Source organism: Pseudomonas sp. FSL L8-0168 (genome assembly GCF_037976155.1).
GTDB classification, from domain to species: Bacteria; Pseudomonadota; Gammaproteobacteria; order Pseudomonadales; family Pseudomonadaceae; genus Aquipseudomonas; species Aquipseudomonas paracarnis.
On sequence record NZ_CP150262.1, the window covers coordinates 5626621 to 5641788 of the forward strand.

Below are 15168 nucleotides of genomic sequence, written 5' to 3' on the forward strand. Positions count from 1 at the left end.
CGGGCAAGCCCGGCTCCCACAGGGTAATGCATTCCAAAGGTGGGAGCCGGTGGTGTATCAGGTGAAATAACGCTGCCCGTTACGGCGTCATCGCGGGCAAGCCCGGCTCCCACAAGGGAATGCATTCCAAAGGTGGGAGCCGGTGGTGTATCAGGTGAAATAACGCTGCCCGTTACGGCGCCATCGCGGGCAAGCCCGGCTCCCACAAGGGAATGCATTCCAAAGGTGGGAGCCGGTGGTGTATCAGGTGAAATAACGCTGCCCGTTACGGCGCCATCGCGGGCAAGCCCGGCTCCCACAAGGGAATGCATTCCAAAGGTGGGAGCCGATGGTGTATCAGGTGAAATAACGCTGCCCGTTACGGCGCCATCGCGGGCAAGCCCGGCTCCCACAAGGGAATGCATTCCAAAGGTGGGAGCCGGTGGTGTATCAGGTGAAATAACGCTGCCCGTTACGGCGTCATCGCGGGCAAGCCCGGCTCCCACAAGGGAATGCATTCCAAAGGTGGGAGCTGGCTTGCCTGCGATGAGGCAGGTACAGGCGATGCAGCACTAAATCTTACGCCATACACTCGCCAACCAAGGCTGCTGTTCCCGCGGCAACCCGGCCGGCCGGTAGTAGTGCTCCAACTCTTCAAACCCGGCTGCGGTCAGCAAGGCCCGCCAGGCCTGCAGATCGTGATAAGAGCCATACCGCGGCCCATTCCAGCCCTCCTGGTTCTCGCCCCGAGGGTTCGAGCTGAACAGCACGCCCCCAGGCTTCAACGCGCCGTGCAGCTCTTTGAGCACTCGGGGCAACTCCTGCTTGGGAATATGAAACAGCACCGCATTGGCAAACACGCCATCGAAGCGGTCGGCGGGCAGGTCCAGCTTGAGAAAGTCCTGCTGCAGCACCTCACAGCCGCTGTCTTCGCGGGCCATCTGCGCAAAACGTTCGGAGCCATCCAGGCCCACGGCGATATGCCCCATGCGCGTAAACGTCTGCAAATCCCGCCCTGGCCCACAGCCGAAATCCAGCACAGTGAACGGCGGCGTGCCCTGGATATGCCGCAGCAGCGCGTCGACGTTCTGGCTCACATCGTGATCGCGGGTGCCTTCACGGAAGTCTTCGGCCACCTTGTTGTAATGGCCCAGGGTGGTGGAGGTGATCTGGTTGAGGTCGTCGGGAGCAAGTTTCATGGCATGGCGCACGGCTGCGGCTGAGGTGGTTGGACTATACCCCGGCCCACTCTTGAGTTGAAAACCGTGTATCCGCTGTAGGGCACTTCATGGCGCTCGCAGTGTGCGCATCCGACAGACCGTCACGGGAAATTGTGGGTAAGATTCGGCCTTCATTTGCAGAGGGTTATACATCCATGGAAGAGGAAAAACGTCCCACCGTTGGCAACCACACCGCGCCGAACAAGGTCGACCAATACGCCACGAGATTGAGCAATGGGCTGTTCTGGCTCAATGAGCGTGCCTGGCCGCTGACGGTGGGGATTCTCTCGGTGGCAGGCCTATACCTGTACCAGTACATCCAGATGGAAAAGGTGCCGCTGAGTATCTTGTCGGCGTCGGCGTTCACCGCATTGCCAGCGATGTTCGCCATGTTGGTATTTGTGATCGGCATGATGGGTGCATCGATCCTGGTGCCCACGTTCATCTTGTTCACACGCCTGAACGGCACAGGTGTGCGTCTGAGTGATCAACTCAATCTCAGCCCGCAGTCGCCGCAAGAGACGGCCCAGCACAGGAGGTTACTGGGACATTGGGCGGCCAGCCTGTTGGTGATGTTTGTGTTCTGGATGTCCGCCGTATACCTGTCCGTGAACGCCGAAAGTGGGTTTTTGCTGACTTTCAGTTGGATCGTAGCGATCATGGCGGCGGTAGTGGCCTATGTCGGCATCATTATTCGTGCGCGCCCCGCCCATGTTGCTCTGCGTGAGTTGTCCGGCGAGTTCTGGCTGGCCAGTGCTGGCGCCGGGGCCATTCAAATGGTGGTCATTCTGATGGTGACGGTGCCGGTCTCCCGCGCCTTCAGCGAGTACTCCGACAGCGCCGTGTTCTTTGCGCCGTTCATGGCTGCCGAAATGGCCGTGCTGTTCCTGATCCAGGGAAGCGCCGCCTGCCTGGTGGTGCGCATGCGCGTCCAGAAAAACCCGGTGGCGTTCGCCTCATTGGTGGCCTTTGCGCTCATCGTTTTACTCGGGCTGATCCCGGCGAGTGGGGCCAAGTTGGGCGGCCTGCCGCTGCAAGGATCCGCCTCGGGAGGGCGCGTTTGTACCTTGATGACCTGGACGGCGCAGGCCCAGGTTCCCGGCGCGCTGGTAGACGCCGACAACCCCAAGCGCAGCGTAAAACTGCGAGTGATGGCCGACTCGGATGGCAGCTATATCGTGCGGCCCTGGCAGGCCAAGGAAAAAACCATCACCTTCGTGCCCCGTGCCAGTGTTGCCCAACTGGATGAGTGCCCGTGACGTCAGCGCTTGTTCAACACCCGCGCCAACCTATCCCCACTCAGTTGGATCACCGCCACCAGCACCACCAGCAACACAATCACGGTGAGCATGATCTGCGTATCGAAGCGCTGGTAGCCATAGCGGTAGGCAATATCGCCCAGGCCACCGGCGCCGATTGCTCCGGCCATGGCCGATGAATTGATCATGGTCACCAGGGTGATCGTGAAGCCGCCGACGATGCCGGGCAACGCCTCTGGCAACAGCACATGCCAGATGATGTGCCAACGGCGGCAACCCATGGCCTGCGCGGCTTCGATCAGGCCATGGTCGACCTCGCGCAGGCTCACTTCAGCGATGCGTGCAAAGAACGGCGTGGCGGCGATGGTCAGCGGTACCACTGCGGCCCAGACGCCATAGGTGGTGCCGACGATCAGGCGCGTGAACGGGATGAGCGCCACCATCAGGATCAGAAACGGAATGGAGCGGAACAGATTCACGAACGCTCCCAGCACGCGGTTAAGCGCCGGTGCCTGGTAGATGCCGCCCTTGTCACTGGTGACGAGGAACACCGCCAGCGGAATGCCCACCAGCAGCGCGATCAGCGATGACACCCCCACCATCAACAAGGTGTCGATGGCCCCCTGCACTAAACGATCAAACCACATAGCCCAGCACCTCCACCTGTTGTGCCCAGTTGGCCGCGCGTTTGCGCAGTTCTTCGGCGTTGTGCGGCGATCCATTCACCGCCAGCAGCAGTTGCCCCAAGGCATGCCCCTGGATGCGTTCCACGCCCCCTTGTAGTAAACGCACACGGCCGCCGAGGGCACTGAACAGCGCCGCGAGGTCTGGCTCCAGGGTGTCGCTGCCGGTGAACTGCAGGCGCAGCACCAGTGCGGCGTCGGCCGAGGCTGGCGTGGGTTGCAGGCGGCGTTGCAACTCTGGCGGCAAGCCGTGTTGCAGCGGTGCGAGCAGGGTCTTGCTGACCTCATGTTGCGGATCGCCAAACACCTGCCACACCGGGCCTTGCTCGACGATACGCCCGTGCTCCAGCACCACTACGCGGTCGCAGATGTCGCGGATCACCGCCATCTCATGGGTGATCAGCACGATGGTCAGGCCCAGGCGCTGGTTGATCTCGCGCAGCAGGCCGAGGATCGACTGGGTGGTTTCCGGGTCGAGGGCCGAGGTGGCTTCGTCGCACAGCAGAATCTCGGGGTCGTGCACCAGCGCGCGGGCGATGCCGACGCGCTGCTTCTGCCCGCCGGACAGCTGCGCCGGGTACGCCTTGTGTTTGTCTTGCAGGCCTACCAGCTCCAGCAGTTCATGCACCTTTCGCGCGCGTTGTGCCTGGGGCACACCGGCGACCTTGAGCGGCAACTCGACGTTCTGCCACACGGTCTTGGCCGACATCAGGTTGAAGTGCTGGAAGATCATGCCGATGCGTCGCCGCAGCGCCACCAGGTGGTCTTCATCGAAGCTGCCGATGTCCACCTGGTCGATCAGCACCCGTCCGCTGCTGGGTTGTTCCAGGCGATTGATAGTGCGGATCAGCGACGACTTGCCGGCGCCGCTGCGGCCGATGATGCCGAACACTTCGCCCCGCTGGATCGCCAGGTCAATGCCTTGCAGCGCATGCACCGTGCCGTCATAGGTTTTGCCCAGGTTGATGAACCGCACATGGGCGCGGTTCAAGTCCGGGTGCAGTTCAGTCTGTTCCGCGTGGCTGGGCGCAGGGGCCAGATCGTGCAATCGGGCGTTGGCGGCACTCATGGTTTAGCTTCCCAGCCAACCTGATAGAGCTTGCCGAGGGACTTGTCCAAGGCTGCACGCACCACTGGCGAGTGCTGGTAGATATCGACGAACTTGATCACCCGTGGGTCGGTTTTGCTCTTGGGCTGGATGACGAACTGAATCACGTATTCCGGATGATCGAGGCCGTCGAACAGCAGTGCCGACTCGGCATCGAAGGTCTTGGACAGGCGGATGTACGCCGGGTAGCCCTGCACCAGATCGGCGTCGTCATAGGCGCGCACCAGTTGCACCGCTTCCACTTGCAGGATCTTGATGTTTTTCGGGTTGGCGACGATGTCTTCTTCGGTGGCCTTGTAGCCCACACCCGGTTTGAGGGTGATCAGCCCGGCCTTGGCCAGCAGTTGCAGGCCGCGCCCGCTGTTGATCGGGTCGTTGGCAATCGCCACGCTGGCGCCTGCGGGCAGCTCGTTGAAGCTTTTGTATTTTTTCGAATACAGCCCGACGTTGTTGATGATGCCCGGCGCGTACGGCACCAGGTCAAACCCGGCGGCGGCCTTGGCGTTTTCCAGGAAGGGGATGTGCTGAAAGTAGTTCACGTCGATATCGCCGGCGGCGAGGCTGACGTTGGGCGCGATCCAGTCGGTGAACTCCACCAGTTCGACCTTCAGGCCCTGCTTGCCGGCCTCTTCTACGGCGGCTTCCAACGGAATGGCGAAGGCAGCGGTGGTGCCGATTTTCAACGGTGCATCGGCGGCGAATACCGCCGAGCTGAATAAGCCGAAGGCCAGGGCCAGTGCTTTGACTGGGTTGTTTAAGAATGTCTTTTTCATAGTGGTTTTCCAGTCATAAGGTCTTAGGTAGCGAGATCGTTCCCACGCTCCGCGTGGTAATGCAGCCAGGGACGCTCCGCGTCCCCAAAGCGAACGCAGAGCGCCCAAGAGGCATTCCCCCGCGGAGCGTGGGAACGATCAAACAACGTGGCGGTAGGTAGAGCCGGTGTGTTGGTTGGGTAAGCGAGCCGTGTCGTGAAAGACTTTTTCCCGCAGCGTTCCCTGCGCATATTCCGTCTTGTACGAGCCCCGTCGTTGTAACTCCGGTATCACCAGCTCAATGAAATCCACATAGCTCTCCGGCGTCACAATGCGCGTCAGGTTGAAACCATCCAGCCCGGTTTCGCTGATCCAGGATTCCAGCTCATCGGCCACCTGTTCAGGCGAGCCCACCAGGGTGATATAGCGCCCGCCCAAGGCGTGCTGGTCGAGCAATTTGCGCCGGGTCCAGTCGTTGTTCTGCAGGTTCTGGGTGGCCGACTGGATCGCGTTGCTCTTGACGTACTGGATCGGTTCGTCCAACGCGTACTGGGCAAAATCAATCCCGGTCGAGGCCGAGAAGTGCGCCACGCCGGCTTCCGCGCTGGCGTAGCTGAGGTACTCGGCGTGCTTGTTCCAGGCCAACGCTTCAGTGGCGCCCACAATGACGTTCAGGCCCATGAACACCTTGATGTCGTCCGGGTTGCGCCCAGCCTCCACTGCGCTGGCGCGCACCTTGTCCACCTGGCGCTTGGTCGCGGCCTTGTTCTGCCCGCTGATAAACACGCACTCGGCATGCCGCCCGGCGAACAGCAAGCCGCGCTCGGAACTGCCGGCCTGGAACAGCACCGGCGTGCGCTGGGGCGAGGGCTCGCACAGGTGGTAACCCTCCACCTGATAGAACTCGCCGTGGTGCTCTACCTTGTGCACCTTGCCCGGTTGCGCATACACCCGCGCTTGGCGATCGTTGCGCACCGCGTCGTCCTCCCAACTGCCTTCCCAGAGCTTGTACAACACCTGCAGGTATTCATCGGCCTGGTCGTAGCGCCGGTCATGCTCGACCTGTTCGGTAAGGCCCATGGCCTTGGCGGCGCTGTCGAGGTAGCCGGTGACAATGTTCCAACCCACCCGGCCACGGCTCAGGTGATCCAGCGTCGACATGCGCCGGGCGAACAGGTACGGCGGCTCATAGGTGAGGTTGGCGGTAAGGCCGAAGCCAAGGTGCTGGGTAACGGCGGCCATGGCCGACACCAGCAGCAACGGGTCGTTGACCGGTAACTGGATCGACTCCTGGAGCGGCACGTCGATGGAGTCCTGATACACGTCATACACGCCGACGATATCAGCGATGAACAAACCGTCGAACAACCCGCGCTCCAGGATCTTCGCCAGTTCAGTCCAGTATTCGAGGGTCTTGTACTCGGTCGAGTTGTCCCGTGGATGAGTCCACAAACCGTGATTGATGTGCCCGATGCAGTTCATGTTGAAAGCATTGAGCAGGATCTTTTTTTTGCTCATCAGATGGTCCCCCGCAGCGGCGGGTTTTCATCGTTGAGGTAGTAGTTGCCAACCGCATGGTATTTCCAGCGCACCGGGTCGTGCAGGGTGTGCACCCGGGCGTTGCGCCAGTGGCGGTCCAGGCCGTGTTCGGCCAGGGTCGCCTGGCTGCCGGCCAGTTCGAACAGGGTGCTGCCGGCCGCCAGGGAAATCTCGGTGCTCAGGGCGCGTATTTCGGCAACGGCGATGGAGGCTGCGGCGACGGTCTGGGCATTGCTGTCGGCCTGGGCGCGGTCGAGGAATTCACCCGAGCGTTCCAGCAAGGCTTCGGCGGCGTGCAGGCGGCTGCTCAGGTGGCCGAAGCTCTTGAGTGTCAGCGGGTCTTCGGTGGCCTTGTCGTTGCCGGCGTCGATCCACGGGCGGGTCTTGGTGCGCACAAAATGCAAGGCATCCTCAAAGGCTGCGCGGGCGATGCCGGTGTCGATGGCTGCGTGAAGGATCTGCGCCAGCGGGCCGACAGTAGTCGGGCGTTCGAAGGCGCTCTGGAACGGCACCACGTCTTGCGCCGCGACCCACACGTTGTCGAACACTACCGAGCCGCTGCCGGTGGTGCGCTGGCCGAAGCCGCTCCAGTCATCGATCACCGTCAGCCCCTCGCTGTCACGCGGTACGAAGGCCAGGTGCTGGGCGCCGTTTTCATCCACCACCGAGGTGGGGATGCGCTGGGCGTAGATCGCGCCGGTGGCGTAGAACTTGCGCCCGTTGATGCGAAAACCATCGCCGTCGCGGGTGAGGCTGGTAATGCGGTCGTGTGCGGTCTTGGTGCCCAGCTCCGCCAAGGCGTTGCCAAAGCGTTGGCCAGCCAATACCTCGGCGTACAGGCGTTGCTGCTGTTCGGGGCTGCCGTTCACCCGCAGTACTTCGAGGGCATAGAAATGGTTTTGCGGAATCTGGCCCAACGAGCCATCGGCCTGGGCGATCAGTGCGATGACCTTGGCCAGGGTGACGTTGGACACGCCCGCGCCACCGTAGGCCTTGGGCACGCTGATGCCCCACAGGCCAGAGCGGGAAAACCCGTCCAGCTCGGGCAGCGGCAGGCGGCGTTCGCGGTCGCGTTGGGCGCTGTCGCGGCGCAAGTCTTCAGCAAGATCGCTGGCGACAATAAGCGCTTGTTCGTCGCTGGTGATGACCGCGACGGGGTGAGAAAGGGTCATGAGTTTCTCCAGAAGCTCGTGGAAAAAGTGTTCTGGTTGGTTAAATCCACGAATGACGAGCCGGCAAGGTGCCGTTGAGCCGATAGGCGCCGATGGCGTGGTACTTCCAGCGCACCGGGTCGTGCAGGGTGTGAACCCGGGCATTGCGCCAGTGACGGTCAAGGTTGAATTCGGCCAGGGTGGCGCGGCTGCCCGCCAGTTCAAAGAGCTTCTCGGTGACTTGTAACGCCACTTCGGTGGTCAGCACCTTGGCTTCGGCCACGGCAATCGAGGCGTGGGCGGCGGATTGCGCGGTGATCGGCGCGGCGCTGACCTGGTCAAGCACCTGGCCTGCCTTGCGCAGCAGGGCTTCGGCGGCGTGCAGTTCGATCTTCAGCTTGCCGATATCGGCGATCACATACAGGTCGTCGCTGGCTCGCTCGACCTTGGCGTCGATCCACGGGCGCGAACGCTCACGCACGAAGGCGATGGCGTCGTCGAGGGCGCCCCGGGCGATGCCGGCGTCGATGGCGGCCTGGATCAGTTGCGACACGGCCCCTTGGATATTCGGGCTTTCGCCCAGGCGCCAGTTGTCGATGACCAGGTCCGGGTCCACCGCTACGCGATCAAGCAGCACGGTGCCGCTGGCGGTGGTACGTTGGCCAAAGCCGGACCAGTCATCAACGATGCGCAGCCCTTCGCTGCCGCGACGTACAAAAGCCATGACCTGCTTGCCGTCATCGTTCAGGGCCTTGATTGCCACCCAGTGAGCGAACAGGGCGCCTGTGGAGTAGAACTTCTGGCCGCTGAGCACGTAACCGTCGCCTTCGGCCGTGAGGCGCGCCTTGAGCTCCAGAGTATTTTTGGTGCCGCGTTCCGGGCCGCCGTTGCCGATGCGCCAGCCGTCGAGCACGCTCTGGAACAGCTGCTTTTTCTGACGCTCGGTGGCGGTGCCCTGCAATACGTGCAAGATGCCGAAATGGTTCTGCGGGATCTGCCCGAGTGCCGGGTCGGCCGCGCTGATGATCGCGAAGACTTCGGCCAGGGTCACAAACGACACCTGGGGGCCGCCGTATTCGCGGAGAATGGAAATACTGCCCAAGCCGCTGCGGGTGAACTGTTCGAGCTGCGCCCAGGGCAGTTTGCGTTGCTGGTCGCGCTGGGCGGCCTGCGCACGCGCAGCCTGGGCCAGCTCGTGGGCGGCGCTCAGCGCCTGGGCGTCGTTGCGCAGCACCGTGGCGGGCAACAGCTGGGGAGCTACGTCCACATCACTCTGGGGGGATGTTAGAGCCAAGTTAGACATCAGCGCCGCTCCTTGGCTGCACGCAATGCCCTGGCGTTGCGCACCGGGGTAATTCTGACCATACCGACCTCGCATTCAATGAAATAAACAGAAAAATCAGGAATGTCCGGTGGTCCGGTGCATATACCCTAAGCGTGTTAATTATTTAAATAAACTAACTTTTAGGAATATGCATAGAAGGGCTGTCACCCCGGTTCACAGGGTGAACCGAAGCGACGCGGTTGATAGCCTGGCGCGGGCGAGGCTGGGCGGGGCGGTGTGCAGGCCGCGATGCGCAGCGTGCGGGCGGGCGCCCAGCGGGAGTTGTTACCCACGCGATCGAGAATGCAGTAGGTGACCTCCAACCGGCAGTCGTCGCCGGCTTCGACAATCACGTGGGGCGGCACCCACACCTGCACCGCCAGGCCGACGCTTTGAGCCTGAATGCGGGGCAGGTCCAGGCGTACATCGCCCCAGCGCAAGGTGATGGCATCGCCCGTGCTCATGTTCAGGTAAGGCTCGATGGTCAGCGGAATGCCGCGCCTTACCTGGCTGCTGTTGACGCCATGGCGGCGGATCGTCTCGGGCAGGTTCACGGGCGCCAGGTTCTGGTTTTCATCGCTGCCTTCAGGGTTCAGGCGCGGCGAAGGCTGACCGCCGGGGTAGTTGGTCTTGACCCGCACCAGGGTCACCGCCGAGCGCATCGGGCCATGGCCGATCTGCAAGACCTGGTAGTGGACGCGTGCCGGTCCGTCCTGCACAAAACTCTGCGGTACGCACAGGTGGGTGCACGTGCCGATCTTGCACGCCGTCACCTTGCGCGAGGCGGCGAAGCAGTTGTTCCAGAACAGTTCGATCAGGTCGCCTTCTTCCATGCTCGGGTAGGGTGAAATGTCGACCTGCAAGTGGGCGGAGGCCAGGGCGCTGATGCCGTTTCCAATAGCCTGGGGCAGCCTTGGGGCACGGAGCGTGGCCGAGGTTTGAGCGTGTGTCATAAGTAATCTCCTTGGTGCAGCCAGCAGCAATCGTTCCGAAACCTCGACGAACAGGCGCAAGGGGGGTCGAAAGGCACGATTCAGTCAGTAGCCGGGATAGGATCCAATCCTCAAGGCGCTAGATAAGAGGGTTGGCCAAGGAGCGTCAATGGAGGCAAAGGGCTAAACGGTGGGTTTGGCGAGATTCAGACGGGTCTGACGGGGAGGGGGGACCTCAGGGGGCAGGCGGCGGGGTCTTTTACGGGGTGGAATGGCGACTCCCTGTAGGGCCTCGCTTATGTGGGAGCTGGCGTGCCTGCGATAGGATCACCCCGGTTGGACTGCTACACCGAGGCGCTTGCATCGCAGGCAAGCCAGCTCCCACACAGAACATCAGTGGGCGAGGAATTTGCTCAGGAACTGCTTGGTACGTTCTTCCCTGGGGTTGGCAAACAGCGCCTTGGCTTCGCCCTGTTCGACGATCACGCCCTTGTCGAAAAAGATCACCCGGTTGGCCACATCACGGGCAAAGCTCATCTCGTGTGTGACGATGACCATGGTGCGGTTTTCTTCGGCCAGGCTGCGAATGGTCGCCAATACTTCACCCACCAGTTCCGGGTCGAGGGCCGAGGTGGGTTCGTCGAACAGGATCACCTCCGGCTCCATGGCCAATGCGCGGGCAATCGCCACACGCTGTTGCTGGCCGCCGGACAGCCGCCTTGGGTAGGACGCTTCCTTGCCTGCCAGGCCGACCCTGGCCAACAGCTTGCGCCCCAGTTCGGCCGCCGCTTCCCGTGGCATCTTCTTGACCACGATGGGGCCTTCGATGACGTTTTCCAGTGCGGTGCGGTGGGGGAACAGGTTGAAGTTCTGGAACACAAAGCCCACATGCTGGCGCAGGCGTCGCACCAGGCCCTGTTGCTGGTTGAGCGGCCTGCTGCTGTCGATCTCGATGTCACCCACCTTGATACGACCGCTGGTGGGTTCTTCGAGGAAGTTCAGGCAGCGCAGGAAGGTGGTCTTGCCGGAACCACTGGGGCCGATGATGGCGACCACTTCGCCTTCCTTGACCTCCAGGTCGATGCCGTTGAGCACCACCTGACCATTGAATTGTTTGGTCAGTTTTTCAACCACGATCATGCTTCAAGACTCCAGGTCATGCCGGTTGACCCGGTCTTCCAGACGATTTTGCAGATGCGCCAGGATGCTCGCCAGGATCCAGTAGATCAGGGCCGCGGACAGATACATGGTGAAAATTTCGAAGGTACGCGCCGACACCAGTTGGGCCTGGCGGAACAGCTCGGGCACCTGGATGGTGGCGGCCAGCGCCGTGTCCTTGACCAGTGAAATAAAGCTGTTGCCCAAAGGCGGCAACGCCGTGCGCATCGCCTGGGGCAGGATGGCCCGGCGCAACGTCTGCGCACGGGTCATGCCGATACTGGCAGCAGCTTCCCACTGGCCACGCTCGATGGAGGCGATGGCGGCCCGCAGGATTTCACACGCATAGGCAGCCATGTTCAGCGAAAAGCCGATCATGGCAGCAGGGATAGGGTCCAGCTCGATGCCCACTTGCGGCAAGCCGTAGTAGATCAGGAACAGCTGCACCAGCAACGGCGTGCCACGAAAGAACGACACGTAGACCCGGGCCGTCCAACTCAGCAACTTGAAGCGCGAGAGGCGCATCAAGGCCAGGCCGAAGCCCAGCAACAGGCCGAAAAACATCCCGCCGAGGCTGAGGATTACCGTGTAGTACGCGCCCTTGAGCAGAAAGGGCGCGGAGTCCAGCGCGAGTTGGAAACCTGCTTCCATTATTGAGTGACGTCAGCGTTGAAGTACTTCTCGGACAGCGTCTTCAAGGTGCCGTCGGCGCGCAGTTTGTCCAGAGCCTTGTTGACTGCGTCGAGCAATTCAGGCTCGCCTTTGCGCAGGGCGATACCGGATTCCTGACGGGAGAAGGCGTCGCCGGCAGCGGCGGTGTCGGGGGCCTTCTTGGCGTATTCCAGCGCGGCCAGGCGGTCGATCAGGATGGCGTCGATGCGGCCGATGCGCAGGTCCTGGAACTTGGTCGGGTCGTCGTTGTAGGTCTTGATAATAGCTTTAGGCTGGTTGTCCTTGAGCCATTGTTCGTAGTTGGTGCCCAGGCCCACACCCACTTTCTTGCCGGCCAGGTCGTCGGCTTTCTTGATCGAGTCGACGTTCTTTTTCAGCACCAGCGCCTGGATGCCGGACACGGTGTAAGGCTTGGAGAAATCGTATTTTTTCTTACGCTCTTCGGAAATGGTCACCTGGTTGACCACGGCGTCCAGGCGCTTGGATTCCAGCGCGGCAAGGATGCCGTCCCATGGCGTGGCTTGCAGCTTGACCTTGACGCCCAGCTCCTTGGCCAGTGCCTCGGACAATTCCACTTCGAAACCGCTGAGCTTGCCGCTTTCATCGACAAAGCTGAACGGTGGGTAGGTGCCTTCCAGGCCGATCTTGATCTCGCCGGCCTTTTTGATGGTGTTCAACTGCTCGCCGGCAACCGCCTGGCCCAGCCAGCCAGCGCCAAGCGCCAGGCCCAAAGTGCCAACCAACAGCGTGCGACGAAATGCGGAAATAGTCATGGAGAGCCCCTGTGTTTTTATGGTGAGCGAAGCAGGTGACGCGGTAGTCGTATCCTGCCCTAAAGTGCGAAGCGCGTCTTCGCCTTCGGCGCGATGATAAAGCGGGTTTTTAAGTCTTGAAAATAATAAAAATACAATTTCATATTCTTTTTGGAAATATGTGCGGCTTGTGTGGGAGCTGGCTTGCCTGCGATTGCAGTGTGTCAGTGCCAAGTTTCTGGCTGACCCAGCGCAATCGCAGGCAAGCCAGCTCCCGCATCGACCGTATTCAATCAGTTGAAAACTGAGTCATAAGCAAACAATGCCGGCGCGCCACCGGTATGCAGGAAAATGATCGGCCCCTCTTCAAAGCGCTGGCGCCCGATGCCGTCCAGCAAACCGGCCATGGCCTTGCCGGTATACACCGGGTCCAGCAACAGACCTTCCTGGCTGGCCAAAAGTTTGATCGCCGAGAGGGTGCCAGCGTTTGGCTCGCCATAACGCGGCCCGAAATACTCGTCCCACAGGGTGACCTTGAAGGCTTGCGGAATAGCCACGCCGAGCAACTCGGCAGTGCGCTCGGCCAAGCCCTGCACCTTGGGCAATTGCGCTTGCTCGGTACGCGACACCGTGATGCCGATCACCGGCAATTGCGGCAGTGCTTGGCTCAAGGCCAGGGCCAGGCCGCTGTGGGTGCCGGCACTGCCAGAGGCAAGCACCACGGCGGCAAATTCAATGCCGCTGTCTTCAATCTGCGCGGCCAACTCCAGCCCGGCGCGCACGTAGCCCAGCGCGCCGAGTGCATTGGAACCGCCGATAGGCACCAGGTACGGCTTCTTGCCGTTACTGCGCAGGCGGTCGGCGAGGGCGTTGAGTTGGTCGTCGGCGTTGTCGAGGTTTTCCACCAACTCCACTTTGGCGTCGAACAACTCCAGCAGCAGGCGATTGCCGTTGCCCAGGTAGTTGGGGTCGTCGGTGCCGGTAGGATTCTCCAGCAGGGCAACACAGCCCAGGCCGAGCTTGGCAGCCAGCGCGGCGGTCTGGCGCACATGGTTGGACTGGATCGCGCCGGCGGTGACCAAGGTATCGGCGCCCTGGGCGATGGCGTCGGCGGCCAGGTATTCGAGTTTGCGCAGCTTGTTGCCGCCCATGGCCAGCGGCGTGGTGTCATCGCGTTTGACGTAGATGTCCCTGCCCAGCCAAGCCGACAGCCGCTCGAGTTTTTCCAGGGCCGTGGCACTGCCCAGTAGTTCCAGACGGTTAAAACGGTCGAGCTGTTGTTTGATCATGGTACGCACGGTGGCTGAGTGATGGGGGGACTATAGGCAGGCACTTTTCATCGGGCAACCGTCAATCGCTTATGACGAAAGGTTCTTATGCTCACACCATTGGTTCTTAAGAGCTGCCTGGGTGCATACCGTAAAGTGATGGCCATTTCGTCAGGAGTGAATACCGTGAGTGAGCGTTCCAGTCATTGGCAATTGCAGACCATCGTCAGCCAGCTGCGCGGCGCCCGCGACCAGTGGCGAACGCGCAATGGGCGCTTGAGTGGCGAGCATGGTGGCCGCGAGTTGCCGTCCCGCGAGGCGGTGGCGCAGATTCTTGAGGCCTTGTGCGGCGCCCTGTTTCCGATGCGCCTGGGCCCGGCGGACCTGCGCGAAGAAAGCGAAGACTTCTACGTGGGCCACACGCTCGACGTCGCGCTCAACGCCTTGCTCGCCCAGGCGCGCCTGGAGTTACGCTATGCCGCGCGCCAGAGCGGTGAGGACGACAGCGAAGTCAACGCCCACGCCATTCGCCTGATCCAGGATTTCGCCCTGGCCTTGCCATCCTTGCGCAGCCTGCTGGACACCGACGTACTGGCCGCCTACCACGGCGACCCGGCCGCACGCAGTGTGGATGAGGTGCTGTTGTGCTACCCGGGCATCCTGGCGGTGATCCACCATCGCCTGGCCCATCACCTGTACCGTGCCGGCCTGCCGCTGTTGGCGCGGATCAGTGCAGAAATCGCCCACTCGGCCACCGGCATTGATATCCACCCCGGCGCACAGATCGGCCCGAGTTTCTTTATCGACCACGGCACAGGCGTGGTGATTGGCGAGACCGCGATCATCGGCGAGCGCGTGCGCATCTACCAGGCCGTGACATTGGGCGCCAAACGCTTTCCGGCGGATGAAGATGGGCAATTGCAGAAAGGCCACCCGCGTCACCCTATTGTTGAAGATGATGTGGTGATTTACGCCGGGGCGACGATCCTGGGGCGGATCACCATTGGCCAGGGCTCGACCATCGGCGGCAATGTGTGGCTGACCCGCAGCGTGCCGGCCGGGGCGAATATCACCCAGGCGAACTTGCAGCATGATGATGGGGCGCAGAAGTAATACCTGAGCCAAACGCCGGTCAGTGTGGGAGCTGGCTTGCCTGCGATAGCGGTGTATCAGTCAACAGATGGGTGGCTGACCCAGCGCTATCGCAGGCAAGCCAGCTCCCACATTTCGAATGTATTTCAACGTGGGGTCGCTGAACGATTTGCCTTCTTCATCCGTCATACCAATCCCTGAGCTAGTGTAGGAAACACCTACCACTCAGCCTTGCGATTAGTCCCAGACCGCCTATTCATGTTTAACTTGAACGTTCGT

General features: G+C 61.7%; 14 protein-coding genes. 2 read left to right on the plus strand and 12 right to left on the minus strand.

Features of this window, described 5'->3' with window-relative positions:
* Positions 1–551: 551 nt before the first annotated feature.
* Positions 552–1178, minus strand: coding sequence for a class I SAM-dependent methyltransferase (locus MHH62_RS25815; RefSeq protein WP_019819876.1), 627 nt, complete (start codon positions 1176–1178; stop codon positions 552–554).
* A 176-nt stretch (positions 1179–1354) separates the two neighbouring features.
* Between MHH62_RS25815 and MHH62_RS25820 the strand changes: the two genes are divergently transcribed.
* Entirely contained in the window at positions 1355–2458 is a 1104-nt protein-coding gene (locus tag MHH62_RS25820) for a hypothetical protein (protein ID WP_339232128.1), read from the plus strand.
* A 2-nt stretch (positions 2459–2460) separates the two neighbouring features.
* Here the strand turns inward: MHH62_RS25820 and MHH62_RS25825 are convergent, their stop codons facing one another.
* The 11 genes from MHH62_RS25825 to MHH62_RS25875 all read right to left on the minus strand — a co-directional run bounded on the left by MHH62_RS25825 (position 2461) and on the right by MHH62_RS25875 (position 13818).
* Positions 2461–3105: a methionine ABC transporter permease gene (locus MHH62_RS25825; RefSeq protein WP_003187635.1), complete on the minus strand. Its 645-nt coding sequence runs from the start codon at positions 3103–3105 to the stop codon at positions 2461–2463.
* Positions 3095–4210, minus strand: a complete 1116-nt coding sequence (locus MHH62_RS25830) for an ATP-binding cassette domain-containing protein (protein ID WP_032901774.1) — start codon at positions 4208–4210, stop codon at positions 3095–3097. Before MHH62_RS25830 ends, MHH62_RS25825 begins: the two co-directional genes overlap by 11 nt.
* The gene (locus tag MHH62_RS25835) at positions 4207–5022 is read right to left on the minus strand and encodes a MetQ/NlpA family ABC transporter substrate-binding protein (RefSeq protein ID WP_038448479.1); all 816 of its coding nucleotides are present in this window, start codon (positions 5020–5022) and stop codon (positions 4207–4209) included. Before MHH62_RS25835 ends, MHH62_RS25830 begins: the two co-directional genes overlap by 4 nt.
* 138 nt (positions 5023–5160) lie before the next feature.
* Complete coding sequence (locus MHH62_RS25840) at positions 5161–6519, minus strand: LLM class flavin-dependent oxidoreductase (protein ID WP_014716457.1); 1359 nt, start codon at positions 6517–6519, stop codon at positions 5161–5163.
* The gene (locus MHH62_RS25845; protein ID WP_339232130.1) at positions 6519–7712 is read right to left on the minus strand and encodes an SfnB family sulfur acquisition oxidoreductase; all 1194 of its coding nucleotides are present in this window, start codon (positions 7710–7712) and stop codon (positions 6519–6521) included. The genes MHH62_RS25840 and MHH62_RS25845 overlap by 1 nt, the downstream gene beginning before the upstream one ends.
* A gap of 40 nt (positions 7713–7752) precedes the next feature.
* Positions 7753–8994 (minus strand): SfnB family sulfur acquisition oxidoreductase, encoded by a 1242-nt coding sequence (locus MHH62_RS25850; protein WP_339232131.1) that lies wholly within the window; start codon positions 8992–8994, stop codon positions 7753–7755.
* Between the two features lie 185 nt (positions 8995–9179).
* The gene (locus MHH62_RS25855) at positions 9180–9968 is read right to left on the minus strand and encodes a hypothetical protein (RefSeq protein ID WP_032901776.1); all 789 of its coding nucleotides are present in this window, start codon (positions 9966–9968) and stop codon (positions 9180–9182) included.
* A gap of 372 nt (positions 9969–10340) precedes the next feature.
* Positions 10341–11087: an L-cystine ABC transporter ATP-binding protein TcyN gene (gene tcyN / locus MHH62_RS25860; protein ID WP_014716461.1), complete on the minus strand. Its 747-nt coding sequence runs from the start codon at positions 11085–11087 to the stop codon at positions 10341–10343.
* A gap of 3 nt (positions 11088–11090) precedes the next feature.
* The gene (gene tcyL / locus MHH62_RS25865) at positions 11091–11756 is read right to left on the minus strand and encodes a cystine ABC transporter permease (RefSeq protein WP_003187646.1); all 666 of its coding nucleotides are present in this window, start codon (positions 11754–11756) and stop codon (positions 11091–11093) included.
* Positions 11756–12550: a cystine ABC transporter substrate-binding protein gene (gene tcyJ, locus MHH62_RS25870; protein WP_014716462.1), complete on the minus strand. Its 795-nt coding sequence runs from the start codon at positions 12548–12550 to the stop codon at positions 11756–11758. The genes tcyL and tcyJ overlap by 1 nt, the downstream gene beginning before the upstream one ends.
* Before the next feature lie 272 nt (positions 12551–12822).
* The gene (locus MHH62_RS25875; protein WP_032901778.1) at positions 12823–13818 is read right to left on the minus strand and encodes a D-cysteine desulfhydrase; all 996 of its coding nucleotides are present in this window, start codon (positions 13816–13818) and stop codon (positions 12823–12825) included.
* Positions 13819–13983: 165 nt separating this feature from the next.
* Here MHH62_RS25875 and epsC point away from each other — a divergent pair, with 165 nt between their 5' ends.
* Positions 13984–14910, plus strand: a complete 927-nt coding sequence (gene epsC, locus MHH62_RS25880; protein ID WP_014716464.1) for a serine O-acetyltransferase EpsC — start codon at positions 13984–13986, stop codon at positions 14908–14910.
* Positions 14911–15168: the final 258 nt, after the last annotated feature.